The sequence below is a fragment of the Rhizobium sp. FY34 genome (genome assembly GCF_005222845.1).
Taxonomy (GTDB): Bacteria; Pseudomonadota; Alphaproteobacteria; order Rhizobiales; family Rhizobiaceae; genus Neorhizobium.
Genome location: NZ_STFZ01000006.1, coordinates 311,356 through 335,972 on the forward strand (window position 1 = coordinate 311,356; position 24,617 = coordinate 335,972).

The following is a 24,617-nucleotide window of genomic DNA, read 5'->3' on the forward strand; positions in this document are numbered from 1 at the left end:
CGCCGCGTGGCATGCCCTTCGGTAGGCTCGTTCCAGTAAAGGGGAATTTCGCGGTTCTGACTGTCGTCAGAACCGCCGCGATATTTTACAGCCCCCGGCCTCGGTACGGCCGTGCTTCACCTTGAGCTGGAGCACAGGCGACTCGTAGTGGCGCGAGGATGCGGCCGCAGGCACCGCGGAACGGCGATGGTCTACGACAAAGCCGAGTCCGGCCTTCTTGAGCGCGATGTTGCGCGCGACGGTATGGGTGATGTTCAAGCTCGGCTCCTTCCATCTTGTCACTACGCGACACACAAGATTGGCTGGAGGAGATGCCTTTTCACAAAGAGGACTAGCCTCGTTCGGAGAAGTCAAAACCTCCTATTCGTAGTATGAGCATTTCGCTTCTCCGTTTTCGTGCCGCCCGATAACAGGGCGTTTTGATCCTGAGCTCTGGTGCACTGTTATGGTGCACCTCGGCCGGACCGGCTACCTACGCGTCAGAAGTTAACAGGTTCTTAAAGTCTGACCCGCGGACGCGTGCTTTATTAACTTTTTCGGTGCCGAGCCTCCGGAGACGAGGCTCGGCACCGCCCGCTAGCCGTCAAGGGGCGACGGATGCGGTATCTCTGGAGCCTTTCGACAGCATCGCGCGGACCTCGTCGCCTGTGACATGTCCATGGGCGACGAGGCGATCTACGAGGCCATCGAGGGCGGAGCGTCTTTCCGTCAGAATCCGGACCGCGCGGTCGAACTGCTTGCGAAGGCGGTGTTCGACGAGCCGCCGAAGCTCGGGATCGCGTTTGCGGATGCTCTCCAGCGGATGGCTGCCGTGGCCGAGTTCCACCGACAGCGTCGCGCCAAGGCCATAGTGGCGCTCCGCGCGCGTGGCTAAATCCGTGGCGAGAGCAAGGTCCGAACCACGCGCTCCTCCCGCGCCGTCGGCGTAAGCCCCGAACACGACGGTCTCCGCCGCGATGCCGCCGAGGAGCATGGCGATCCTGTCGTCGTAGTGGACAGACGTCCTGATGATGCCATCGGCAGGCTCAAAACTGGCGCGGCCGGCACTCTGTCGCACACCGCCTGCGGCAACGTCGCGTTCGATGTGGACACCGATCAGCACGTCGCACTCAAGCAGTACGCCGACCATGGCGTGTCCGGCCTCGTGAACGGCAGCGTGGCGAAGCTCGTCATCCGTCATGACGTATCGCTTGGGCATTACTTCCAGAAGCAGGCTGTCGGTGATGGCGCTACGGCGTCGGCGTGCGAGACGGCGGACGTCGCGGGCAAGCTTCTCGAGGTCGGCACCTGACCACGACCGTGTTGTTGAAACGACCTTTCCGAGATCGCCCTCGATCTTCTGGCCTTTCAGGTGCTGGCGCAGGATGCCCAGTCTCGCGGCCGCGTCTGGGAGCGGGATTTCGATCATGGTTTCGAGCCGGCCCGATCTAAGCAGGGCGGGGTCGATGCCGTCGGGATTGTTCGTGGCTCCGATCACGACGACACCGTCGCGGCCCTCGGACGGGTCAAGGCATTCCAGAAGGCCGTTGATGACCTGGCGACGATAGTCGCGATGATGATCATCGGAGGTGGGGCTTTCACGATCGCCGAAGGAGTCGAACTCATCGATGAAGAGCAGGCTTGGCGCATGCTTCCTGGCGTCCTTGAAGGCCGTTCTCATCGCCTTGAGGTAATCGCCGAGATGCCCCTGCGCCTGCCACCGCGCGGCCGAGGCCACGATCAGGTGGACATTGCAGGTCGTTGCCAGAGCCCTTGCATAGGAGGTCTTTCCGCAGCCTGGCGGACCGTACAGCAGCGCGCCGCGGTCTACGTCTTCCCATGCGATCTCGCCTGCGCGCCATGCATCGAGATCGGCGGCAAGCTGGAGGCCCCAGTCCTTCGCCTTGCCGTAGCCATGCATGTCGGCGAGACCCAGCGGGGCAGGCTTCGCGGGGTGGGGCTTAGGCTCAACTGCCTGCGCCTCCATGCGTTTCATCTGGCGCACCGAACTCATCAGGGGCCGTGTCGGCCTGACACCTGCCAGGATGGCATCCAGCGACTTCGTCGATAAGTACTCGGCATGTGCAAGGGTCATTCCGGGCATCTTGGCCTCCCTCGCCGCCGCGATGAAGTGCTCGGGTGTCGGACTTGCGATGTCCACCACCAGATCGGCACCCGCGATGAAGTCGGTCGGGAGGTAGTCACGGTTCTCGGTAACAACGACGACCTGGCGCGCATTCTTGATGCGATCGAAGACAGTGCGCGGGTCGATTGTGGTTTCCGCAACGGTGAACACGACGGCGGCATCATTCCCGTACTCGTCGACATTCGTAGGGTCGTCGATGAGGCTGGAGACGGCGCGGCGGTAATAGTCGGCCGTACTCTCCGGAGTGACGAGCACCGCGATGAAGGCCAGCCTCCAGCGGCGAAGGAAAGGCCTGAGAGCGGCGCGGACGCCGCATCGCGCAACCGCGATAGTCAGATGTGGCGGGGATTTCGGCCGGTTGGCAAATCCGTAGGACATTGGGAGCTTCTCCATAGGCAAAGGGACGGCAGCGGTGATGACGTCACCGCGATATCCGTCTGACGGCCGTCTCGGGGCCGAGCGGGGCCTCGTCGAGATCGACCTCGACAAAGCCATGGAGAATGAGAGATGCGATGCCCGGGACGGGCTTCGTTTCCTGGAATGCCTTGAGGCATTCAGCGAGCGGCAGGGAGCCGTGTTCGTCGAGCGCCGCCAGCAGGCGGACCCTGTCACCGAGAGGTGTTTCATGGGCGGCATAGCGCAACAGGTCCCGCGCGTTGCGCAGCCTGAATCCATCGTAGATTTCGGAACGATCGAGCAGTTTGTAGTGAGCGCCGATACGCCTGGCTTCCGCCGTGATGATTGCGACATCCACGGAAACAATGCGATCAGGGGCGTCCAGATAACGGGTGCGGCCGTCCTCGTCGAAGACCTGGAAATCGGGAACATGGGCGATCCCGTCAGCGCCGAACGGGGATGGCATGCATCGCCAAGCGGTGACCGAAGGGTTCACATCGAGAATGCAGCCGACATCGCGTGCGGCCTGAGAGCGGAACAGGCGCACGCCGTCGCACTTCACGGTACCCGCAGGGTGATAGCTTCTGATCGACGCGGAGTTTCTGGCGGCGCGCAAGATTGCGGCCTGCTTGGCAATTCCCATGGCATCCTCGGTCAAAAAGGGTTGGACGTCACCGCGGTCATCGCGGTGGCGGGGGTCAACCTATTCGTATGAGGTGATGCTGATGTTGGGTCATAGCGAAAACAAATAGCGAACAAAAAGTGAAAATCAACCGGGCCCTGCAAAAAAAGATTCGTCAACTTTTTCGGGAGGAGCCCGGTTGACACCCCGCAAATCCGGTTTATCTGTCGACGGCCTGAGCGACGACCATTCCGCTCAAAGGACAAAATTGATGAACCAGGTTCGCAGGATTACCGCGCGAATATGACCGTGCCGGCTCACGCCGCGTCGGCGTTTTCCGCACTCGTCAGTCATCAGGGATTTTTAGCATGTCCATTGCCCGTCTCCCGTTTCGAATAGGTCGCTGATCCCGAGAGGGGTCGCCGCCTTGCTCCAATTCGATTGAGACCCACACCCGCCGCCGTCGGCGCGCGGAACAGGAGACGTATGCCATGTTCAGTGCCAACCGCATCATGTCCGACTACATCGTCAATCTTGCCGACGTCAGCACCTACGGGTGCGATCCGATGTCATTCGAAGACCTCAGGGAGGAGTTTGAGGTGTTTGCCGTGACCGAAGCAGATGAGATGTCGCCCAACTTCTAGCGGTCATAAACTCGGGTACCTGGCTTCAGGAATTACACCGATCTGGTCGGATGCCAAAATAGTTCATCAATCATGAACCCGATGGAAACGATTGAAACGACATAGTCGTCGGCGAAATGCGAAATTTGCCTTACGCCGACTTCTATCAATAGAATCGGGGTATCCGCCGAAGAGAAGAGAATACAATGAGCCGACCGCAAGACATTGTCGAACTGCTGGGTTTTTCCTTGTCCGATGGCAAGAAATCGACTTGGTCAAAGCGTTACGGCCGGGGCGGCTTTTGCTTGGAAATTTCGGAGCGCGAAGACGGCGGTCTGGTCGTTGACTACGGCTCGATTGAACAAAACAGGCGGACGATAAGCGATCTTTCCAAGCCTGAAAATCGGGTCGTTCTTGAATGCGTGGACAAGCTGTTGATGCAGGGCTATGCGCCCGAATGTATTGTGCTCGAAAAGTCCTATCCGGTGGGGGTCGGCGACAAGTACCTGGACATACTCATCAAACGCGATGGAAAAGCGTTTATGATGATCGAATGCAAGGCTCCCGGTAAAGACTACGGTTCCGCGAAATTCGACCTTATCAGCCGAGGTGGGCAGCTATTGAGCTACTGGCTGCAGGATCGGGACGCGCTCTACCTCGTCCTCTACACCTCGGAGATTTCCGGGGGGAAAATCGAGCGGGAATATGTTTCTCTGGAGACACTAGGTCTATCAGGTTCCAACCTCGGTGAAACGCACGCCTCCTGGGATGGACATACATTCGAGGCGGGCATCTTCGAGGGGGCTCCCTATCAGCCCAAACAGCGCCGGCTTCGCGTTTCGGACCTCCACGACATGGCGTCCGACGACGGTAAGAAGGTTTTCAACGCTTTCGCAGAAATTCTCAGGCGTCATGTCATTTCGGATAAGCCAAACGCTTTCAACAAGATATTCAATCTGTTTATCTGCAAGATAAAGGACGAGGAAAAATCCGACAAAGACGCTGCTCTGGACTTCCAGTGGCTTCCGGAGGAAAGCCCCGAGGAAGTGCTTAGCAGGCTCAACGATCTGTATCGCAAAGGGTTGAAAGACTACCTGAAAATGGTCGTGACGGACCATTCCGTTTCTGAAATCGAGAGCCGCCTGGTCACTCTCCAGGACGATGACAAGGCGGACATCAAGCGGATGTTCACCGAACTGCGTCTCTACAAAAATAATGAATTCGCGTTCATCGAAGTCTACGACCGGAAAACGTTCCAGCAGAACGCCGCCGTTGTTCGTGATGTCGTTCGCCTCCTCCAGGGTAAGCGGCTCCGGTATACACATAAGCAACCATTCATGGGTGAGTTCTTTGAGCGCCTCCTAAACACGAGTGTAAAACAGGAATCCGGTCAATTCTTCACTCCAATTCCTGTTGCTCGGTTCGTGATGGACAGTCTGCCCGTCGAAGACATTGTCAGGGACAAAATCTCGAGCGCTGATCCGAACTTCCTTCCCTACATCCTCGACTATGCAGCCGGCAGTGGTCATTTTCTGACCGAAGGCATGGATCGTGTCGACGAGGTGTTGAAGTCCACAAATGAGAAAGAGCTGACGAATTCCCAGCGTGCGAACCTTCGCGCTTGGGGTGAGAATTACCTGTGGGCCAAAGAGTTCGTTTACGGCATCGAGAAGGACTACCGCCTGGCCAAGACGGCGAAGGTATCGTGCTTTTTGAACGGTGACGGTGAGGCCAACCTGTTTCGCGGTGATGGGCTCGACAATTTTCAGCTCAGCCAGGAGTATCACGGCATATTGAAAGTCCACTCTGACCAGGGGGGAATGGACAACCAGGTTTTTGACATCATAGCGGCCAACCCACCTTACTCGGTCGCTCAATGCCGCCAGACGATCAAGGACGGTGAAAAATCATTCACGCTTTGGCCGAAGTTGACCGAAAAGAGCGACGACATCGAATGCCTCTTCGCAGAGCGTACCAAACAGCTTTTGAAGGATGGCGGTGTTGCAGGCGTCATATTCCCGGTCAGCATCCTCTCCAACATCGGTATCGAGAGTGGTGCCCGTGAGATACTTCTGAAATATTTTGATATCGTCTCCATCGTGGTCCTCGGTTCGATGACCTTCATGAAGGCTAACGTAACGACGGCAACGTTATTCCTTAGGAGGAAGCCAGACGATGCCTGGAAGGCGGTACAACGTCTCGTCGACGTGATGTTTAAGACATTTGCCGAAATCACGATCAACGGCATAGCGAATCCTCTGACCACGTACGTGCAATCAGTCTGGGGAATATCGACTGAAGAATACGTGGCGATCGTCCGGGACGGTCAGTCTTCATCGCACAAGCTCTACATGGCTTATCGCCAGGCCTATACCTCATCGAAAGGTAAAACGTCGGCCGAAGCCGACGTATCGCGAGCGTCGGCGGATTTTCTGAAGTTTGTGCAGGACCATGAAAGGGAGAAGGTCCTCTTCTTCCTCCTGTCCTACGCACAGCGAACGCTGCTCGTGAATTCGCCGACAACGGCAGCTGAGCAGAAGCGCTTTCTGGGATATGAGTTCAAGGAACGCATGGGCTTCGAGGGGCTATGGCCTTACGAGGGAAAGCCAAACTCTTCAATGCTTTACGACGAGAACGACAGAAGCGCCGAGGGAAAGATATCCACGCTGATCCGGCGGTCGTTCAGAAAGGAGCAGATCGAAGTTCCTCGGGAACTCAGGTCTTGGGCGCAGACTGTGCGCCTCTCAGAGCTTCTGTCGTTCAGCGCTGTTGATTTCGAAAACACGATCTCGACCGCCGTTGCGGCGAAAGCCAAAACTGGGAAATGGCCGGTCACGACGATCGGTGACCTGGTAACATTTTGCGCGAGGGGCAAATCGCCCTCCTATGCTACGGAAAAGACGTCGATCGCCGTTCTGAAGTCGGGGCAACTCAAGGGTATGCGTTCCATCGACCTGTCGGAGCGCCACTACCTCGATCCCGATTTCCGGGTTGATCCAGAAAAATTGCTCAGGCGAGACGACATCCTTGTAAATTCAACAGGCACGGGCACCGCAGGCAGGGTAACTCTCTATGATCGTGACGAAGGCAAGGTCACGGTCGATAGCCACGTCACCATTCTCCGGATCGATCCATCAAAAGCCCTCCCGGAATACGTTCTTTACGCACTGTGGCACTATGGATTTGACAAGATCGAACGACTGGCAAAGGGGCAAAGCGGTCAGATCGAATTGCGGCAAGATGCGATCAAAGGCATTGAGATTGTTTTACCTTCCATAGAAGAGCAGAGAAGGCTAATCAAACGGCTTAACGACCTTGAGCAAGCAGTCGCAATCCGCGAGCAGGAAGCCTTGGCGTCCATCACGGCAAAGCACGATATCGTTCGTGCGGCGTTGCGGCCCGCAACTGGACGTGAGGCTCTACATATCGGAGATGTCTTCACGCTCAACCCCAGCAAGTCGGAGATCAAGGCTATGGGACTTGATGGCGACACGGCGATTACATTCTTGCCAATGGCCGCGGTTAACACCGAGGGTGAGATTACAGAGCGTACGGTGCGCCCGCTTAGGGAAGTGCAGAAGGGCTACACTTACTTCCGTGAAAATGACGTGCTCTTCGCGAAGATTACGCCTTGCATGGAGAACGGAAAAGGCGCGCTCGCAACTCAGTTGCAAAATGGTATCGGTTTCGGCACAACCGAGTTTCACGTGCTGCGAAGCAAAGGTGACCTCGATCCGGTTATCATTCACAATTTCATACAAACAGCCGCATTTCGTACCGAGGCAACGCCTCACATGACTGGAATGGGCGGTCAGAAGCGTGTGCCAGCGAAATTCGTCAGCGACTATAGGATCAATGTTCCGAGCGCCGAGGAGCAGAAGGTCCTGCTGGCTCAGATAGCCGCCCATGACTCACAGGTATCTGTCTCCCGAAGGAAAATGAAGTTTCTAGAGGAGGCCCGCCGCAACTTCCTTGATCGACAGCTCGGATAAGGCGGTAGTCAGCACCCCCTGCGCAATCAGCTTGCGCTCGGGCTCTGATGCGTTCGAAGTCTAGAGTTGTCCCGCCAGCATAGGCGCTATGCGGGTACTCGAGCGCGTCCTGGGGTATCGAAGGGTTGGGGACAGACCTATTAAAGCGTCAGGGACATATCAGCGCTCGTAGGGACAAACCTTTTGAGCGTTTCCACGACACCTTGATGATCCGGGTCGGTCACAAGTGCAGGTGGTGATCCCGACTGGATTCGAACCAGTGGCCTCGAGATTAGGAATCTCGCGCTCTATCCTACTGAGCTACGGGACCAATTTGGCAGTTTTCGGTGCCTATTCGGTACTTGGTCGATACCGTAGAGGCTTATGCTTATGATCCGATTAGCCTTCTCCGATCAAGAGCATCGAATTAGGAATCCTGTGCGCTATCCTGCTGAGCTATGTGGGCAGCTCGTGTCGGTACATAGCTCAGCCCGGCGCGGCGGACAAGATACAAGCCGTGTGCTTGCAAAAGTTTGGCCGCCGCGTGGCCCGGCTTTTCCCCTTTCAGGTCTCATTTCAGTCGTTCAGGCGCTGTTCGGTAAGTTTTACCCAGTAGGAAATGCCATAGCCGATGGCTTCGTCGTTGAAGTCATAGGCGGGATTGTGAAGCCCCGGGCTTTCGCCATTGCCAATCAGGATATAGGCGCCTGGTCGCGCCTGCAGCATGAAGGCGAAATCCTCGCCGGCCATGCTGGGATCGACGTCCGTATTGACGTTTCGCGCGCCAACAATCTCGATGGCGGCCTTTGCCGCATGCAGGGTTTCGTCGGGATGGTTTATTGTCACCGGGCAGGCGCGCTCATACTCGACGTCGGCCACGCAATCATTGGCCGCAGCAATGCCCTCGGCGATCTGGCGGATGCGGCTTTCGGCCAGGTCCTGCACAGCTTCATCAAGGCTGCGCACGGTGCCCGCGAGGAAAGCTTCTTCCGGAATGATGTTATGGGTGGTGCCGGCATGGAACTGCGTGACAGAGACGACGACGGAACGCAGCGGATTGGCATTGCGCGCGGCGATCATCTGCAGCCCGCCGACGACCTGCGCGCCAACAACGATCGGGTCTGCGGTGCGGTGGGGTTCGGCCGCATGGCCGCCCCGTCCGGTAATGCGGATGGAGAACTTGTCCGGTGCTGCCATGATGCCGCCCTTGCGGATGGCGAAACTGCCCAGCGCCATGCCCGGCATATTGTGCATGCCATAGACTTCCTGAATGCCGAAACGGTCCATCATGCCATCTTCGACCATGGCAAGCGCGCCGCGCCCGCCTTCTTCTGCCGGCTGGAAGATGACGGCGACCGAGCCGTTGAAATTGCGCGTTTCCGCCAGATATTTGGCCGCTCCCAACAGCATGGCGGTATGTCCGTCATGGCCGCAGGCATGCATTTTGCCGGGCGTCTTGGAGGCCCAGGGCTTGCCGCTGATTTCTTCGAGTGGCAGTGCGTCCATATCGGCACGCAGGCCGATCACCCGGTCGCTCGAGCCCTGGCCGCGGATAATGCCGACAAGGCCGGTGCGGCCGAGGCCAGTCACGATCTCGTCAACCCCGAATGAGCGCAGCCTTGCCTCCACAAAGGCAGCCGTCTCTTCCACATCATACAAAAGGCCTGGGTTTTCATGGATATGACGTCGCCATGCGCTGACTTCCTGCTGCATTTCGGCGGCTCTGTTCAAGATCGGCATTGGAATTCCTGTGTCTGGCAAAGGCTTAGGCGAAGCGCCCGCAGCTTTGATATTGCGCCGCGGAATTGACGGAATCAATGATATTTGCCATTGGTTGGCCAGAGTAACGGTATAAGCGCGATGCGAATTCCGTTCGATCGACGAGGTCTCTCCTTGCATTACCGGTTGTTGCGCATGCCTGCCGTCAAGATGTCGCTCGCTACCCTCCTGGCTGCCGCCATGGCGTTCAGCGCGTCCGGCACTGCGTTTGCCAATCCGAAAATGGTTATCGACGTGGGAACCGGCCGGGTGATTGCCCATCAGGAAGCCTTCCGTAAATGGTATCCGGCCTCGCTGACCAAGCTGATGACGGCCTATGTGACCTTCCGGGCGATCAAGAGCGGCCGTCTGTCGCTCGAAACGCCGGTGGTGATGAGCAAGCGCGCCACCGATCAGCCGGCCAGCAAGATGTATGTGAAGCCGGGTGCATCCATGACGCTCGATGCGGCGCTGAAGATCCTGCTCGTCAAGTCCGCCAATGACGTGGCCGTGGCCGTGGCCGAAACCGTTGGCGGATCGACCGAGAATTTCGTCGCCATGATGAATGCGGAAGCGGCGCGGATTGGCATGTCGTCGTCCAATTTCATCAATCCGCATGGGCTTCCCGGCAAGGGTCAGTATACGACGGCGCGTGACCTTGCAGTTCTGGCCGTCCAATTGAAGCGGGAATTTCCCGATTATGCCGGCTATTTCGCGCTCGAAGGCATTGCCACCGGTGCCAAGACCTATCCCAATTTCAACATGCTGATCGGTCGCTTCGATGGCGCAAACGGCATGAAGACGGGCTTTATCTGCGCCTCTGGCTTCAATCAGGTCTCCTCTGCCACCCGCAATGGCCGCAGTGTCATTTCGGTCGTCCTCGGTTCCGACAGCCTTGCCGGCCGCGCCGACGAATCCGCCGATCTCCTGCAAAAGGGACTGACAGCGCCGCAGGGAACGGGCGAACCGCTGGCATCGCTTGCACCCTATGGGCCGGATCGGGATGCGGTGGTGGATATCAGCGCCGACATCTGCAATCCGAAGGCGGCCAAGGTGCGCAGCGAAGGTCGTGACGATGCCGGCCGGATGGTCGTCCATTCGCCTTATATTACCGAGATGGTGCGTCCGCCGCAATTCAGCGAGGCCACCATCATTTCCCCACCGACGCCTGAAAAAGATGAGGCCAAGAGCGCGACCGGTGGTGCGGGTCTTGCCCGCCAGATCGCCAATGTGCCGGTGCCGATCCCGCGTCCGGCGACGTTCTGATCCCTTACCCAGGAAATTTTGCTCATGCCCCTGCCAAGCGAACGTATTCCGGTTTCCATCCTGACCGGCTTTCTCGGCGCGGGCAAATCCACTCTGCTGAACCGTATCCTCAAGGATCCGCAGGCACGCGATACGGCTGTCATCATCAATGAATTCGGCGAGGTGGGGATCGATAACTTTCTCGTGGAAACGTCTGGCGATACGCTGCTGGAGCTTTCCAATGGCTGCCTGTGCTGCACCGTGCGCGGCGAACTGGTCGAGACGCTTGCCTCGCTCATCGACCAGATCCAGACCGGACGCCTGAAGCCGATCCGCCGCGTGGTGATCGAGACCACAGGTCTTGCCGATCCCGCCCCTGTCATGCAGGCGGTGATGGGCAATCCTGTTCTGGCCCAGAGTTTTCAGCTGGATGGCATGGTGACCGTGGTGGATGCGGTGCATGGTCTCTCGACGCTTGCCCGCCACCCTGAGGCCCTGAAGCAGGTGGCGGTTGCCGACCGACTGGTGATTGCCAAGCAAAGCCTTGCCGAGCCAGCTGTGGTTTCAGCGCTGATGCGCCGCCTGGCTGAGCTTAATCCGCGCGCGCCCCGCGTTGATGGCGATAGCTCCGAGGCGGGCACAGTCGCTATGCTGATCAATGGCCTTTATGATCCCGACAGCAAGATTGCCGATGTGGCGCGCTGGCTGAGCGAGGAGCATGCGCATGATGAGGAGGCTCACACGCATGTGCATCACAGTCACGATGATCACGACCATCATCATGGTGATGGCGACGACCACGGATCGCATCAGGGGCATGCCGCCCATCATTCCCATCACCATCATGATGTGAACCGCCACGGCGATGATATCCGCTCGTTTTCGCTCATTCACGACAGGCCTATCGATCCGATGGCCATCGAGATGTTCATCGATCTCCTGCGCTCGGCGCATGGTGACAAGCTGTTGCGCATGAAGGCGATCGTGCAGCTTTCCGACAATCCGGACCGTCCGCTGGTGCTGCATGGCGTGCAGACGATCTTCCATCCGCCGGAGCGGCTGGCGCGCTGGCCGGAAGGGTCCGAGCGGTTGACGCGCATGGTATTGATCACGCAAGGGCTGGAGGAAGGCTTTGTGACGGATCTCTTTGCAGCCTTTACCGGCCAGCCGCGCATTGACCGGCCGGACCGGGCGGCGCTCGAGGACAATCCGCTGGCCGTGCCCGGCATGCGCTTCTGATCAGGTTTTTTCGATATCGGATTTTTGGGCGTCGTCACCGCGCCGGATGATGAAGCGATGGCCATCGGGCTGGCGCTCGCTGAGCACGAGCACATGGCCGTCCTCATGGCAGAAATGCGGGATATCTATGCCGGCCAGCGGATCGGTGGTCGCAACCGACAACTCCTCACCTGCTGCCATGGATGACAGGCGCTTACGAGTCTTCAGTACGGGAAGGGGGCATTTCAGCCCCTTCAGGTCCAGATGTAATGGGTCAGGCGCCATGCGCCGCCTACCAGAACTTCCAGAAAGGCTTCTTGGCATCATCCGTGCTCGCCGGCTGCACAGCGGCATAGGCCAGAGGGTTGGGCGCCGGAACCGGAATAGAAGCGGTTGTCGTCGCATTCACCGGCGCCGGTGCGCTGGCCTGCTGCGGCGCGGTTGAAGTGGGTGCCATTGCCGTCTGCACGGACATGGTCGTGCGAAGCCCCGGTGCTGCACCCTGAACGGGCGTGACACGGTTTTGTTTCACGGCACTGCTGCTCGACGGTGCGGGCGCGGCTGAGGCCAGTGCAGTGCCGGCCACAGGCTTGGTTTTTGCCATGCGGGCCGCCATCAGGACTTCGAATTCCTGCGGCTCGACCAGCTTGCCGGCTTCCAGCGATGTGCCGGTCGGTGCATAGGCCAGATCACGGCCCTTGCGCTTGGCGGCAACCACGGCCTTGCGCTCAGCTTCCGTCGGCTCGTACCAGACCTTGCCATCCAGCTTGTCCAACGCCTTGGCATAGGACATCTGATATTCCTTGTCATAGGAACCGAGAGCCGCCGTCAGCGCCGGCGGCGTCGACATGGGCGGGCAGGCAGCGCCGGGCTGGAAGGAACCAGTTCCCTGAAGCTGCTGGTTGAACACATATTTGCGTTCGCAGATATTCACCTCGGGTGGACGCTTGGTGACTTCGAAATTGTCATAGCCAACCTTCAGCATCTTCCAGAAGTCCAGATGCTCGCTGGTGCGGTGGCGCGCCATGTTTTCAGCCGTCATGCGGAAGGGGAAGGCTTGCAGCTGGACGGTACCCTGACCGCCCTTGAAGGCATCGCGGGCAAAGGCGTAGATTTCCAGAATCTGCTCATCTGTCATCGAATAGCAGCCGGATGACGAGCAGGCGCCGTGGATCATCAGATTGGAACCGGTGCGGCCATTGGCGGCATCATAACGGTTCGGAAAGCCCGTATTGATCGCGAGATAGTATTTGGAATTGGGGTTCAAGTGGGCGGGCGTCAGGTTGTAGAAGCCTTCCGGCGCCTGGCGGTCGCCTTCCTTCACCTTGGGGCCGAGTTTGCCTGACCAGGCGCAGATCTGGTACTGGGCGATCTTGTCGAAGCGGCTATCGGATTTCGCCTTCCAGATCTCCATCACGCCTTCTTCCTTGAAGACGCGGATCATGATGGGCGAATTGCGCGGCATGTCGCGCTTCTGCATCTCGGTGATGATCCGATCCGGCAGCGGCTGTTCCACCTTGTTCTTGACTGTCGACAGATCGACAGCACTGTCGATCGTATCGTTGCAGCCGGCCAGGGCAGTTGCCATCAGGAGCACGTAAGCGATGTTTTTCAAGCGCATGGGACTCAGATCATGTGGTCGACAAACGGGTGCAGGCTCACCCTGCTCTTACCGCATTCTGCGGACAATAATAAAGCGGTAAGCTTTACATTATCCTAACCGAACGTGCCGGCTATGCCAGCACAATTGTGTGATCGGGTGGCGGTAAGCCCCGCCGCCCGGTCTTCAGGCTCTCAGAGATTGCGGCCGATTGCCAGGAATTTCTGACGGCGGGCCTTGCGGACCTCGTCGCCGGACATCTGGCCGAGTTCGGCAAGCGTGCTTTCCAGCAAGGCGCCGGCGGCGTCGATGACGATATCCGGGTCGCGATGCGCGCCGCCCAGCGGTTCAGGAATGATGTCGTCAATGACGCCCAGTCCCTTCAGGTCCTCGGCTGTGATCTTCATATTGGTGGCGGCTTCGCGTGCGCGCGTCGAATCGCGCCACAGGATGGAAGCGGCACCTTCCGGCGAAATCACCGAATAGACCGAGTGCTCCAGCATGAAGACCTTGTTGCCGGTGGCAATGGCGATGGCGCCGCCGGAACCGCCTTCGCCGATGACGATGGAGACCATCGGCACATGCAGGGAAAGGCACATTTCGGTGGAGCGGGCGATTGCTTCCGCCTGGCCGCGTTCCTCGGCACCAACGCCCGGATAGGCGCCGGCCGTATCGACGAGCGTGATCACGGGAAGGCTGAAGCGCTCGGCCATTTCCATAACGCGGATCGCCTTGCGATAGCCTTCGGGGCGCGGGCTGCCGAAATTGTGCTTGATGCGCGACTTGGTGTCATGGCCCTTTTCCTGGCCAATGATCGCCACCGGCTGGCCACGGAAGCGGCCAAGGCCTGCCTGGATCGCGGCGTCTTCGCCAAACGAGCGGTCGCCGGCCAATGGCGTGAATTCGGTAAAGAGGCGCTTGGCGTAGTCGACGAAATGCGGTCGCTGCGGGTGGCGCGCGACCTGCGTCTTCTGCCAGGCGGTCAGCTTGGAATAGATGTCCTGCATCGCCTCGCGAACACGGACTTCCAGGCGCTGGATCTCGTCCGAGGTGTCAATGCTCTCATCTTCCGCCGCGAGCTTCTTCAACTCGTGGATTTTGCCTTCCAGGTCGGAGATGGGCTTTTCGAAGTCGAGATAAGTCTGCATGAGCTCCGTTTTCCGATCGTGTTGGCGGTCCTGCCGCCCTCCGCCCGGGCTCTAATCAGGGTTTTTGGCGCTTTTTGCAAGAGGGTGATGCATTTCCACCACTTCTCTCAGGCGTTCTTCCAGAACATGCGTATAGATTTGTGTCGTTGAAATGTCCGAATGGCCCAGCAATTCCTGCACAACACGCAGATCCGCGCCATTTTGCAAGAGGTGGCTGGCAAAGGCATGCCGCAGCACATGCGGGGAAATTGCGGCGACGCGAATGCCGGCACGGGCGGCTAGATCCTTCAGGTCGCGGGCAAAGACCTGGCGCGGCAGGTGGCCTTCCTTGGATATGGAGGGAAACAGCCAGGGACTGTCGGCATGGCGATCGGTCTCGCCGGCGCTCGCCCGCGCCCTGCCATAGGCAGCAAGGGCTGCAATGGCGCTGCGCGACAGGGGCACCAGCCTTTCCTTGTTGCCCTTGCCGCGGATCATCAGGAAACGGCCCTCATGATCGAGAACCTTCACGGGCAGGCAGACGAGTTCGCTCACGCGCATGCCCGTTGCATAGAGCAGTTCCAGCAGAGCCAGCATGCGCAGCCGGGCGATGCGGCCGGGCTCCTCGCTTGCGGCCTCTTCCACCGCGCGCGCCAGAAGCTTGCTGACATCCGCCTCGCTCAGCACTTTGGGAAGCGAGCGCGCCTTCTTCGGGGCATCGAGGATCGAGGTCGGATCGTCGGTGCGCAGGGTCTCTGCATAGAGGAACTTATAGAACTGGCGCATGGCCGAAAGATGCCGCGCCTGCGAGGAGGCGGCAAAGCCCTGGGCTGCCAGATGGCCGAGATAGCCGGATAGATCTGCGGTGGTTGCCGCAATCAGGCTGATTTTCCGGCGTGTCAGGTAATCGCGCAGGTTCACAAGGTCGCGCTGGTAGGATTCAAGCGTGTTGGCGGCTGCCCCACGCTCGGCGCTCATCATTTCCAGAAAGGCTTCCACATGGGCGCCGGATAGATCGGTCAATTCATGCCTCACGGCTGGGGTGGGTTAAGACGCTCGGAGGGCAACCGAACGGTGATCTCGCGTGCGCTCGGCTCGACCAGGAAGACAAGCGCGACCATGCCGCCATAAACTGTGCCGCCAAGGATGCCCAGAACGAGAAGAAAACGGAAAAGAGTAGGCATTGAGGCTCCCGAAGGTTCAGCTACCCTTATGAGGAATGCGAAAGACAAGCGCAAGAACCGCCGATTGCTCAAGCTTTCACGTCTCTCCTGGCTTGACGCTCCCGTGGCATTTGTCGATAGGGTGCGGGAAAAGGACTGCGAGAGGACAGTTTGGAACTCACCATGCCCGATCTTGTCAAACCTCCGACGGCAAGCCTGTCGCTCGCCGACCGGGCCCGTGCCGGCCTTGGCCATCGCAACCTGATTTTTGTCGGCCTGATGGGGGCCGGGAAGTCGGCGATCGGACGGCTGGTCGCGCAGCATCTGTCCTTGCCGTTTGTCGATACGGATGCGGAAATCGAACGGGTTTCGCGCATGACCATTCCCGAACTGTTTGCCACCTATGGCGAAGCCGAGTTTCGCGCGCTTGAAACCCGCGTCATCGAGCGCCTGCTCGGCGGCGGCCCTCGGGTGGTCTCGACCGGCGGCGGCGCTTTCATCAATGAGCGTACGCGCGTCGCCATCAAGGGCGGTGGTGTATCGCTCTGGCTGAAGGCGGAACTGGACATTCTCTGGGAGCGGGTCAACAAGCGGGACAACCGGCCGCTGTTGAAGACCGAGAACCCGAAGCAGACGCTGGAAAACCTGATGAACCAGCGCTACCCGATCTATGCTGAAGCCGACATGACCGTCCAATCCCGAGACGTTCGCAAGGAAACCATGGCGAATGATGTACTTGTTGCCATCGCCGCTTTGGCTGAGGAAGGCAAGACCCCATGACCATCGATGCATCCCGCAATACCGAACGCCTGGTTCATGTTCCGCTTGGCGAGCGCGCCTATGACATTCTCATCGGGCCGGATCTAATCACCCATGCTGGCGGCGAGATCACCGCGCGGCTGAAGGGCCGGCGGGCGGCCATCGTGACGGACGAGCATGTGGCGCCGCTCTATCTGGAAGCGCTGATGGACAGCCTGCAGACGGATGGCATCGAAGCCGTGTCGCTGACCCTGCCCGCTGGCGAAAAGACCAAGAGCCTGGAGCCGCTGGCGGCCGTCTGCGACATGGCGCTTTCGGCGCGTATTGAGCGCAATGACTGTATTATCGCGCTGGGTGGCGGCGTGATCGGCGATCTGGCCGGCTTTGCCGCCGGCATTGTCCGGCGCGGGGTGCGCTTCGTGCAGATCCCCACGACGCTTCTGTCGCAGGTGGACAGTTCCGTAGGTGGCAAGACAGGCATCAACAGCCGCCACGGCAAGAACCTGCTCGGCGTGTTTCATCAGCCGGATCTCGTCTTATCGGATACCGGCGCACTCGATACGTTGAGCGAACGCGAGTTTCGCGCCGGCTATGCAGAAGTTGCCAAATATGGGTTGATCGACAAGCCGGACTTCTTCGACTGGTTGGAGAAGAACTGGCGCGAGGTGTTTGCGGGTGGTGCCGCGCGCGCCGAAGCGATTGCCACCAGTTGCCAGGCCAAGGCCGATGTGGTGGTGGAAGACGAGCGTGAAAACGGCCGTCGCGCCCTTCTCAATCTCGGCCATACCTTCGGCCATGCGCTGGAAGCCGCCACCCAGTATGACAGCCGCCGGCTGGTACATGGGGAAGGCGTGTCCATCGGCATGGTCATGGCCCATCGTTTTTCCGCTCGCATGAACCTTGCAAGCCCGGATGATGCGCGGCGTGTGGAAGCACATCTGAAGGCGGTTGGCCTGCCAACCGAAGTGTCCGACATACCTGGAGAGCTTCCTTCGACGGAACTCCTCATGGATGCGATTGCCCAGGACAAGAAAGTGAAGAGCGGCAAGCTGACCTTCATTTTGACCCGTGGCATTGGCCAGTCCTTCGTGGCCGATGATGTGCCGACTTCCGAAGTGAAGACCTTCCTTGATGAAGCACTGATGAGGTGAGCTTGCCGGATTTATGGATCTTCCTCTCCGATTACTGGCTGACGCTGGTCTCGATCCTGCTGCTGATCATTCTGTCAGCCTTCTTTTCCGGTTCGGAAACGGCGCTGACGGCTGCTTCGCGGGCGCGCATGCACACACTGGAAAGCAATGGAGATGCGCGGGCGGGGCTGGTGAGCCAGCTGATCGAGCGGCGGGATCGGCTGATCGGCGCGCTTCTGATCGGCAACAATCTGGTCAATATTCTGGCCTCGTCGCTGACGACGAGCCTCTTCCTCGGCCTGTTCGGTCAGACGGGCGTGGCGGTCGCAACGATCGTCATGACTGTTCTGCTCGTGGTGTTTTCCGAAGTTCTGCCGAAGAGCTGGGCGATTTCGGCGCCGGACCGGTTTGCGATGTTCGTGGCGCCGCTGGTGCGGATCTATGTGGCCATAGCCGGGCCGTTGTCGAGCGGCGTCAACGCCATGGTGCGCTTTCTGCTGTCGCTATTCGGCATCAACCTGTCGGCGGGCACCTCGATGCTGACGGCGCATGAGGAACTGCGCGGCGCACTTGACCTTTTGCATCGGGAAGGTTCCTTCATCAAGGCTGACCGCGACCGGCTAGGCGGGCTTCTCGATCTGGAGGAGTTGGAAGTATCCGACGTGATGAAGCACCGCACGGTGATGCGGGCGATCAATGCCGACGATCCGCCGGAAGTGGTGGTGCGCGCGGTGCTGGAAAGCCCGTTTACCCGTATGCCGCTTTGGCGCATATCGACGGAAAACATCATCGGCATCGTGCATGCCAAGGATCTTTTGCGGGCGCTCGCCGAACCGGACATGGAGCCGCGTGATCTCGATATTTCCAAGATCGCCCAAAAACCCTGGTTCGTGCCCGATACGACAAGCCTCAAGGATCAGTTGAACGCCTTCCTGCGGCGCAAGATGCATTTTGCCGTTGTCGTCGACGAATATGGCGAGGTGCAGGGTATCGTGACGCTTGAGGATATTCTGGAGGAAATTGTTGGCGATATTGCCGATGAGCACGATCTGGAAATCCAGGGTGTGCGCCAAGAGGCCGATGGCTCGATCGTTGTCGATGGGTCGGTGCCGATTCGCGACCTCAACCGTGCGCTGGATTGGAACCTGCCGGATGAGGAGGCGACAACCATTGCCGGCCTGGTCATCCACGAATCAAAACTGATCCCCGATGAACGGCAGAGCTTCACCTTCCATGGCAAGCGCTTCACGGTGATGAAGCGGGAGCGCAACCGCATCACCAAGCTGCGCATCCGCCCGGCCGAAGACCTGCCGCCGAAAGCCTGACGGGCCTTTCTGACTTCCTACCAGCGCGTCGTTTCGCCCGGCGCTGCTGCTTCCACCGCAAGCGCATGCAGGCCGGCATCCAGTTCCGGCTTCAAGAGGTCGTTGACGGTCCGATGCCGCTGCAACCGCGTCATGCCGGAGAAGCACTCTGCCACGAGCCGCACCCGCATATGCGTTTCGCCGGTGCCGGTAATATCCGGCTGATGGCCGGCATGGTGATGGCTTTCGTCGATCACCTCCAGCCGCTGTGGAGACAGGTGCTGCTGCAATGTTGCTTCGATACGGGAACGGACAGACATGGCTTGCTCCTGGAGGCTGGTGGTTCTAGCCCGAGATTTCATCCGAGAACGTTCCGCGAACGGGGATCAGATGTCAAATTCATTGCGCTGGCAAAGGGCGTCCCATCAACCAGCAACAAACCGCTTTGTCAATTCTTGCCCTGCCCTTCGCTGCACCCCATAATGGTGACACATGAAATTGGATTCCAAATACTTCGACCGTATCCGGACGCGCCGGAAAAGAGAGCAGGACCCGGTTGCCGAAGCACCGACCTGTACCTGGGACGGCTGTGACAAGCCGGGTGCCCATCGCGCACCCGTGGGTCGCAATGCCGAAGGCCAGTTCTTCCTGTTCTGTTTCGAGCACGTGAAGGAATACAACAAGGGCTACAATTATTTTTCCGGCCTCTCGGACGGCGAGATCGCGCGCTACCAGAAGGAAGCCATTACCGGCCATCGTCCCACCTGGACGGTGGGCGTCAACAAGGCTGCCAAGCATGCGCCTTTGCATGCGACAACGCGTTCCGGTTCCGCCGGCAGCTTCCATCATGTGAAGGATCCTTTCGGTTTTGTGCGTAGCGGTGAAGCGGGGGCGCGGGCGGCGCAGCCGGTTGTGCGCAAGCTGAAGACCCTGGAAGCCAAGGCTTTCGATACGATGGGGCTGACGGCCGGTGCCACGGCGCCGGAAATCAAGACCCGCTACAAGGAACTGGTGAAGAAGCATCATCCGGATGCCAATGGCGGCGATCGCGGTTCGGAAGAACGTTTTCGCGCTGTCATCCAAGCCTACCAATTGTTAAAGCAGGCTGGTTTCTGCTAAGTCGTTCTGGGGCCTGTTCAGTATCCGGATTTGCGTCGCATATTCAGTGAATCCTGATAGTCAACAGACCCTAAGTGCATGGCAGCAAGGATTGCAGCCGGACCGGAGAAGGTGCGGCGTGGAGTGGTGATGAGCAAAATCGATCTTGATATTACAAACCTCCCGGACACGACTGTTTCTGTTCGGGATGTCTTCGGCATTGATTCGGACCTGCGGGTCCCGGCCTATAGCAACGGCGACCCCTATGTGCCCGAGCTGGACCCCGATTATCTTTTCGACCGTGATACGACGCTGGCTATCCTTGCCGGCTTCGCCCACAATCGTCGCGTGATGGTCTCCGGCTTCCACGGAACCGGCAAGTCGACCCATATCGAGCAGGTCGCCGCGCGCCTCAACTGGCCCTGCGTGCGTATCAATCTCGACAGCCATGTCAGCCGTATCGATCTCGTCGGCAAGGACGCGATCGTGCTGAAGGATGGCAAGCAGATCACCGAGTTCAAGGACGGTATCCTTCCCTGGGCCTATCAGCACAATGTGGCGCTGGTCTTCGACGAATATGATGCCGGCCGTCCGGACGTAATGTTCGTCATCCAGCGCGTGCTGGAATCGTCCGGTCGCCTGACGCTGCTCGACCAGAGCAGGGTAATCCGTCCTCACCCGGCATTCCGCCTGTTTGCCACCGCAAACACGGTGGGTCTGGGCGATACGACCGGCCTCTATCACGGCACGCAGCAGATCAACCAGGCGCAGATGGACCGCTGGTCCATCGTCACCACGCTCAACTATCTGCCGCACCAGAAGGAAGTCGATATCGTTGCCGCTAAGGTGAAGAGCTTCGGCAAGACGGCGGAAGGTCGCGAAACCGTATCCAAGATGGTGCGCGTTGCCGACATGACGCGTTCGGCCTTCGTCAATGGCGATCTGTCGACCGTGATGAGCCCGCGTACCGTGATCACCTGGGCGGAAAATGCCGAAATCTTCGGCGATGTGGCCTTCTCGTTCCGCATCACCTTCCTCAACAAGTGCGACGAACTGGAGCGCACGCTGGTGGCCGAACAGTACCAGCGCGCCTTTGGCGTGGAGTTGAAGGAAAGTGCTGCGAACATGGTTCTCGGCGCTTGAGGCAGTAGGGCAGACTGACAAGGTAGAGGCACATGGCAGGCCGCGGCGACAACACCAAGGCGAAGGCAGGCGGACCGGTGGATACCGAGCCGCTGCGCCGGGCAATCACCGGATGCGTGCGCTCGATTGCCGGCAGCGGCGAGGTGGAGGTTTCCTTCGCCAACGAGCGGCCGGGCATGGCAGGCGAACGCATTCGCCTGCCGGAAATCTCCAAGCGGCCGACCGCCCATGAACTTGCCGTGACCCGTGGTCTAGGCGATTCCATGGCGCTTCGCCTTGCCTGCCACGATACCACTGTGCATGCGACGATGGCGCCGCAGGGCACGGATGCCCGCGCGGTGTTTGATGCGGTGGAGCAGGCGCGCGTCGAATCGCTCGGCTCGCTGCGCATGGCAGGCGTTGCCAGCAATATTTCCAGCATGAATGCCGAAAAATATTCCAAGGCGAATTTTTCCGGCGTCGAGCGCCAGGAAGATGCGCCGCTCGGCGAGGCCATGGCCATGCTGGTGCGCGAAAAGCTGACGGGCGTAAAGCCGCCGGCCAGTGCCGGAAAGGTGCTGGATCTCTGGCGCCCGTTCATCGAGGAAAAGACCGGCACCGAACTTCAAAACCTCAAATCCGTGATGGAAGACCAGCAGGCTTTTGGCCGGCTGGTGCGCCACATGCTCTCCTCCATGCAGATGGCGGAGGATTATGGTGACGACGAGAGCCAGACGGAGGAGATGGAGAACGAGAACGACGAGGAGCAGCCGCGCAGCAACGAGACCGAGAATGACGAGGTCGAGGAGGATGCGGGCTCTGATGCGGCGCCGGCCGAAGAGAGCCGTGCTGCCGAAGAACAGCTTGAAGACGGCGAAATGGATGGCGCCGAAATCTCCGACGACGATATGTCGGATGAGGATGACGACCAGTCCGAAACGCCCGGCGAGACGCGCCGCCCCAACAGTCCTTTCGACGATTTCAACGAGAAGGTGGATTATCACATCTTCACGGAAGCCTTTGACGAGGAGATTTCTGCAGAAGAACTGTGCGACGAAGCCGAACTCGATCGCTTGCGCGCCTTTCTCGACAAGCAGCTGTCGCATCTTCAGGGTGCCGTCGGCCGGCTGGCAAACCGCTTGCAGCGCCGCCTCATGGCACAGCAGAACCGCTCCTGGGATTTCGACCTTGAAGAGGGCTATCTCGACCCGGCCCGGCTTGTGCGGCTGATCATCGATCCGATGCAGCCTTTGTCGTTCAAGCGCGAGCGCGATACGAAATTCCGCGATACGGTCGTGTCTCTGGTCATCGACAATTCCGGCTCGATGCGCGGACGGCCGATCACGGTTGCGGCAACCTGTGCCGATATTCTGGCCCGCACGCTGGAGCGCTGTGGCGTGAAGGTGGAAATCCTTGGCTTTACCACCAAGGCCTGGAAGGGTGGCCAGAGCCGCGAGCAATGGCTGGCGGGTGGCAAGCCGCCGACGCCCGGTCGCCTGAATGACCTGCGCCATATCGTCTACAAGTCTGCCGATGCGCCTTGGCGCCGGTCGCGCCGCAATCTCGGCCTGATGATGCGCGAAGGCCTGCTGAAGGAAAACATCGACGGCGAGGCGCTGATGTGGGCGCATAACCGGCTGATCGGTCGTCCAGAACAGCGCAAGATCATGATGATGATCTCCGATGGCGCGCCGGTCGATGATTCGACGCTTTCGGTCAATCCCGGCAATTATCTGGAGCGCCATCTGCGTGCGGTGATCGACCAGATTGAGAACCGCTCGTCGGTCGAGCTTCTGGCAATCGGCATCGGGCATGACGTGACGCGTTACTATAAGCGTGCCGTGACCATTGTCGATGCCGATGAGCTGGCGGGCGCGATGACGGAACAGCTGGCCTCGCTCTTTGATGAAAATGCCGCAGGCTCTGGCCGCGGTCGGCGGCGGGCGGGCTGATATCTCTTGGCCATTTCTCGTTTGACGCTGACGGCGCTGTTTCTGTCCACTGCACTCTGCACGGCGTTTCCGGTCATGGCGGAAACGCTGGCGGCACCGGTCTCAGTCAAGCGCATCACGCAGTTCAAATCCGGCTCGGATGAGACGCGGTTCGGCTCCTTCCAGTTCCTTGGCGGGCTGGAATTCACCTCCAGCGAGGAACTGCTCGGATCGCTGTCGAGCATCCGCTTCCGGCCGGATGGCTCGCAGTTCGTGTCCGTTCTGGACACCGGCCACTGGCTGACAGGCCGTATCACCCGCGATGGTGAGGGCTTTCTGGCCGGTCTTGCAGACCTGTCGATCAGTTCCATGGTCGATGCGCGCGGCAATATTCCCCACTACAAGGGCGATATCGATGCCGAGGGGCTTGCGCTGCGCGACGGGCAGGTTCTTGTCAGCTTCGAGCGGGATCACCGCGTGGATGTCTATCCCGATCCGGGCTTTGAGACGCAAAGGCCACTACGCAGCCTCAACATCCTTATTCCAAAACGCGAGCTGCGCAGCAATGGCGGGTTGGAGACTGTGGTGGTTGCGCCGCCTCAGAGCCCGCACAGCGGTACCGTGCTGACCATTGCCGAGAACAGCGTCGATCGGAACGGCAATCTTTTTGCCGCCATTCTGGAAGGGCCTGTGCGGGGTCAGTTCAAGGTGGTGCGTAATGATCCGTGGGATGTCACGGACGGCGCTTTCCTGCCGGGTGGCGACCTTCTGCTGCTGGAGCGCCGCTTCAGTTTTCTTGGCGGCGTCGGCATGCGCATCCGGCGGATCGCCGGCCAAGATATCCGCCCCGGCGCGTTGCTCGACGGACCGGTGCAGATCGAGGCCGATATGGCCTATCAGATCGACAATATGGAAGGCATTGATGTTGTCGCCGGCGCCGATGGGCGCAGCCACATCATGCTCGTCTCCGATGACAATCACTCGATGCTGCAGCGCAACCTGATGCTGGAATTCCGTCTGGTTGAATAGCGGGTGGAAATGAAGGCGCAGATGACACGGATACACATTATGGGTGCCTCCGGTACTGGCACCACGACCCTCGGGCGAATGCTGGGAGAACGGCTCGAGATTGTACATCTCGACACGGATGATTTCTTCTGGATGCCAACCGATCCACCCTACAGAACGCCTCGTGCCGTTCCAGAGCGGCTATCGCTGCTTGAGGCGGCCATGGGAAGAGCGCCCGGTTGGGTCCTGTCCGGCTCGGCACTCAAATGGGGTACTCCGCTTGAAGCGATGTATGATCTGATCATCTTCCTGAGGATCGATCCAACCTTATACGCGTCCTCATTGATCAGAACCCATTGGCCCATTCTCTGCGTCCGATAGACATGATCCGCCATGGCTGGCTTTCGAGTTTGCGCC

General features: G+C 59.4%; 21 protein-coding genes, 1 tRNA gene and 1 pseudogene. 12 read left to right on the plus strand and 11 right to left on the minus strand.

The genetic code is table 11. The features are described from left to right. Nucleotides 1-66: 66 nt before the first annotated feature. The 3 genes from E8M77_RS04755 to E8M77_RS04765 form a co-directional block, all read right to left on the minus strand. Nucleotides 67-258 (minus strand): hypothetical protein, encoded by a 192-nt coding sequence (locus tag E8M77_RS04755; protein WP_137129466.1) that lies wholly within the window; start codon nt 256-258, stop codon nt 67-69. 325 nt (nt 259-583) lie between these two features. Beyond that, entirely contained in the window at nt 584-2,503 is a 1,920-nt protein-coding gene (locus E8M77_RS04760; protein ID WP_137129467.1) for an AAA family ATPase, read from the minus strand. A 43-nt stretch (nt 2,504-2,546) separates the two neighbouring features. Then, on the minus strand, nt 2,547-3,164 hold the full coding sequence (locus tag E8M77_RS04765) for a hypothetical protein (RefSeq protein WP_137129468.1): 618 nt from the start codon (nt 3,162-3,164) through the stop codon (nt 2,547-2,549). Nucleotides 3,165-3,634: 470 nt separating this feature from the next. Between E8M77_RS04765 and E8M77_RS23820 the strand changes: the two genes are divergently transcribed. Both E8M77_RS23820 and E8M77_RS04770 read left to right on the plus strand, forming a co-directional pair. Continuing rightward, the gene (locus tag E8M77_RS23820) at nt 3,635-3,787 is read left to right on the plus strand and encodes a hypothetical protein (protein ID WP_170975743.1); all 153 of its coding nucleotides are present in this window, start codon (nt 3,635-3,637) and stop codon (nt 3,785-3,787) included. Nucleotides 3,788-3,972: 185 nt separating this feature from the next. Continuing rightward, complete coding sequence (locus tag E8M77_RS04770; RefSeq protein ID WP_137129469.1) at nt 3,973-7,758, plus strand: N-6 DNA methylase; 3,786 nt, start codon at nt 3,973-3,975, stop codon at nt 7,756-7,758. Nucleotides 7,759-7,991: 233 nt separating this feature from the next. Here E8M77_RS04770 and E8M77_RS04775 read toward each other — a convergent pair. Together E8M77_RS04775 and E8M77_RS04780 are read right to left on the minus strand one after the other, a co-directional pair. Beyond that, nucleotides 7,992-8,068, minus strand: a tRNA-Arg gene (locus tag E8M77_RS04775). A gap of 245 nt (nt 8,069-8,313) precedes the next feature. Continuing rightward, a complete protein-coding gene (locus E8M77_RS04780; RefSeq protein WP_137129470.1) occupies nt 8,314-9,477 on the minus strand; it encodes a M20 aminoacylase family protein in 1,164 nt (387 codons plus the stop codon). A 189-nt stretch (nt 9,478-9,666) separates the two neighbouring features. Between E8M77_RS04780 and E8M77_RS04785 the strand changes: the two genes are divergently transcribed. Both E8M77_RS04785 and E8M77_RS04790 read left to right on the plus strand, forming a co-directional pair. Then, a complete protein-coding gene (locus E8M77_RS04785; protein ID WP_246659128.1) occupies nt 9,667-10,761 on the plus strand; it encodes a D-alanyl-D-alanine carboxypeptidase family protein in 1,095 nt (364 codons plus the stop codon). 24 nt (nt 10,762-10,785) lie between these two features. Continuing rightward, on the plus strand, nt 10,786-11,979 hold the full coding sequence (locus tag E8M77_RS04790) for a GTP-binding protein (RefSeq protein ID WP_137129472.1): 1,194 nt from the start codon (nt 10,786-10,788) through the stop codon (nt 11,977-11,979). On the opposite strand, the gene E8M77_RS04795 is transcribed toward E8M77_RS04790, so the two are convergent. From E8M77_RS04795 to E8M77_RS23825, 5 genes are all read right to left on the minus strand, one after another. After that, a complete protein-coding gene (locus tag E8M77_RS04795) occupies nt 11,980-12,243 on the minus strand; it encodes a sulfurtransferase TusA family protein (RefSeq protein ID WP_137129473.1) in 264 nt (87 codons plus the stop codon). It abuts the gene before it with no gap. 7 nt (nt 12,244-12,250) lie between these two features. Then, nucleotides 12,251-13,579: a murein L,D-transpeptidase family protein gene (locus E8M77_RS04800; protein ID WP_137129474.1), complete on the minus strand. Its 1,329-nt coding sequence runs from the start codon at nt 13,577-13,579 to the stop codon at nt 12,251-12,253. A gap of 173 nt (nt 13,580-13,752) precedes the next feature. After that, the gene (locus E8M77_RS04805) at nt 13,753-14,706 is read right to left on the minus strand and encodes an acetyl-CoA carboxylase carboxyltransferase subunit alpha (RefSeq protein WP_137129475.1); all 954 of its coding nucleotides are present in this window, start codon (nt 14,704-14,706) and stop codon (nt 13,753-13,755) included. 51 nt (nt 14,707-14,757) lie between these two features. Continuing rightward, complete coding sequence (gene xerD / locus E8M77_RS04810) at nt 14,758-15,708, minus strand: site-specific tyrosine recombinase XerD (RefSeq protein WP_137129476.1); 951 nt, start codon at nt 15,706-15,708, stop codon at nt 14,758-14,760. A gap of 8 nt (nt 15,709-15,716) precedes the next feature. Then, the gene (locus E8M77_RS23825) at nt 15,717-15,869 is read right to left on the minus strand and encodes a hypothetical protein (protein WP_170975744.1); all 153 of its coding nucleotides are present in this window, start codon (nt 15,867-15,869) and stop codon (nt 15,717-15,719) included. Between the two features lie 162 nt (nt 15,870-16,031). Between E8M77_RS23825 and E8M77_RS04815 the strand changes: the two genes are divergently transcribed. Genes E8M77_RS04815 through E8M77_RS04825 form a run of 3 tightly spaced genes read left to right on the plus strand, consistent with a single transcriptional unit; the run spans nt 16,032 to nt 19,062 of the window. After that, nucleotides 16,032-16,628, plus strand: coding sequence for a shikimate kinase (locus E8M77_RS04815; RefSeq protein WP_137129477.1), 597 nt, complete (start codon nt 16,032-16,034; stop codon nt 16,626-16,628). Beyond that, nucleotides 16,625-17,758 (plus strand): 3-dehydroquinate synthase, encoded by a 1,134-nt coding sequence (gene aroB, locus E8M77_RS04820; protein ID WP_137129478.1) that lies wholly within the window; start codon nt 16,625-16,627, stop codon nt 17,756-17,758. The genes E8M77_RS04815 and aroB overlap by 4 nt, the downstream gene beginning before the upstream one ends. Nucleotides 17,759-17,760: 2 nt before the next feature. Next, the gene (locus E8M77_RS04825; RefSeq protein ID WP_137129479.1) at nt 17,761-19,062 is read left to right on the plus strand and encodes an HlyC/CorC family transporter; all 1,302 of its coding nucleotides are present in this window, start codon (nt 17,761-17,763) and stop codon (nt 19,060-19,062) included. A gap of 17 nt (nt 19,063-19,079) precedes the next feature. On the opposite strand, the gene E8M77_RS04830 is transcribed toward E8M77_RS04825, so the two are convergent. Beyond that, complete coding sequence (locus E8M77_RS04830; protein ID WP_137129480.1) at nt 19,080-19,361, minus strand: BolA family protein; 282 nt, start codon at nt 19,359-19,361, stop codon at nt 19,080-19,082. A 172-nt stretch (nt 19,362-19,533) separates the two neighbouring features. Here E8M77_RS04830 and E8M77_RS04835 point away from each other — a divergent pair, with 172 nt between their 5' ends. The 5 genes and pseudogenes from E8M77_RS04835 to E8M77_RS24140 form a co-directional block, all read left to right on the plus strand. Next, the gene (locus E8M77_RS04835) at nt 19,534-20,160 is read left to right on the plus strand and encodes a J domain-containing protein (RefSeq protein ID WP_137129481.1); all 627 of its coding nucleotides are present in this window, start codon (nt 19,534-19,536) and stop codon (nt 20,158-20,160) included. Nucleotides 20,161-20,289: 129 nt separating this feature from the next. Continuing rightward, nucleotides 20,290-21,282, plus strand: coding sequence for a cobaltochelatase subunit CobS (gene cobS / locus E8M77_RS04840; protein WP_137129482.1), 993 nt, complete (start codon nt 20,290-20,292; stop codon nt 21,280-21,282). A gap of 32 nt (nt 21,283-21,314) precedes the next feature. Continuing rightward, a complete protein-coding gene (gene cobT, locus E8M77_RS04845; RefSeq protein ID WP_137129483.1) occupies nt 21,315-23,213 on the plus strand; it encodes a cobaltochelatase subunit CobT in 1,899 nt (632 codons plus the stop codon). A 6-nt stretch (nt 23,214-23,219) separates the two neighbouring features. Then, the gene (locus E8M77_RS04850; protein ID WP_246659122.1) at nt 23,220-24,221 is read left to right on the plus strand and encodes an esterase-like activity of phytase family protein; all 1,002 of its coding nucleotides are present in this window, start codon (nt 23,220-23,222) and stop codon (nt 24,219-24,221) included. Between the two features lie 21 nt (nt 24,222-24,242). Further along, nucleotides 24,243-24,530 (plus strand): annotated as a pseudogene (locus tag E8M77_RS24140) (adenylate kinase); the annotation flags it as partial. Nucleotides 24,531-24,617 lie beyond the last annotated feature (87 nt).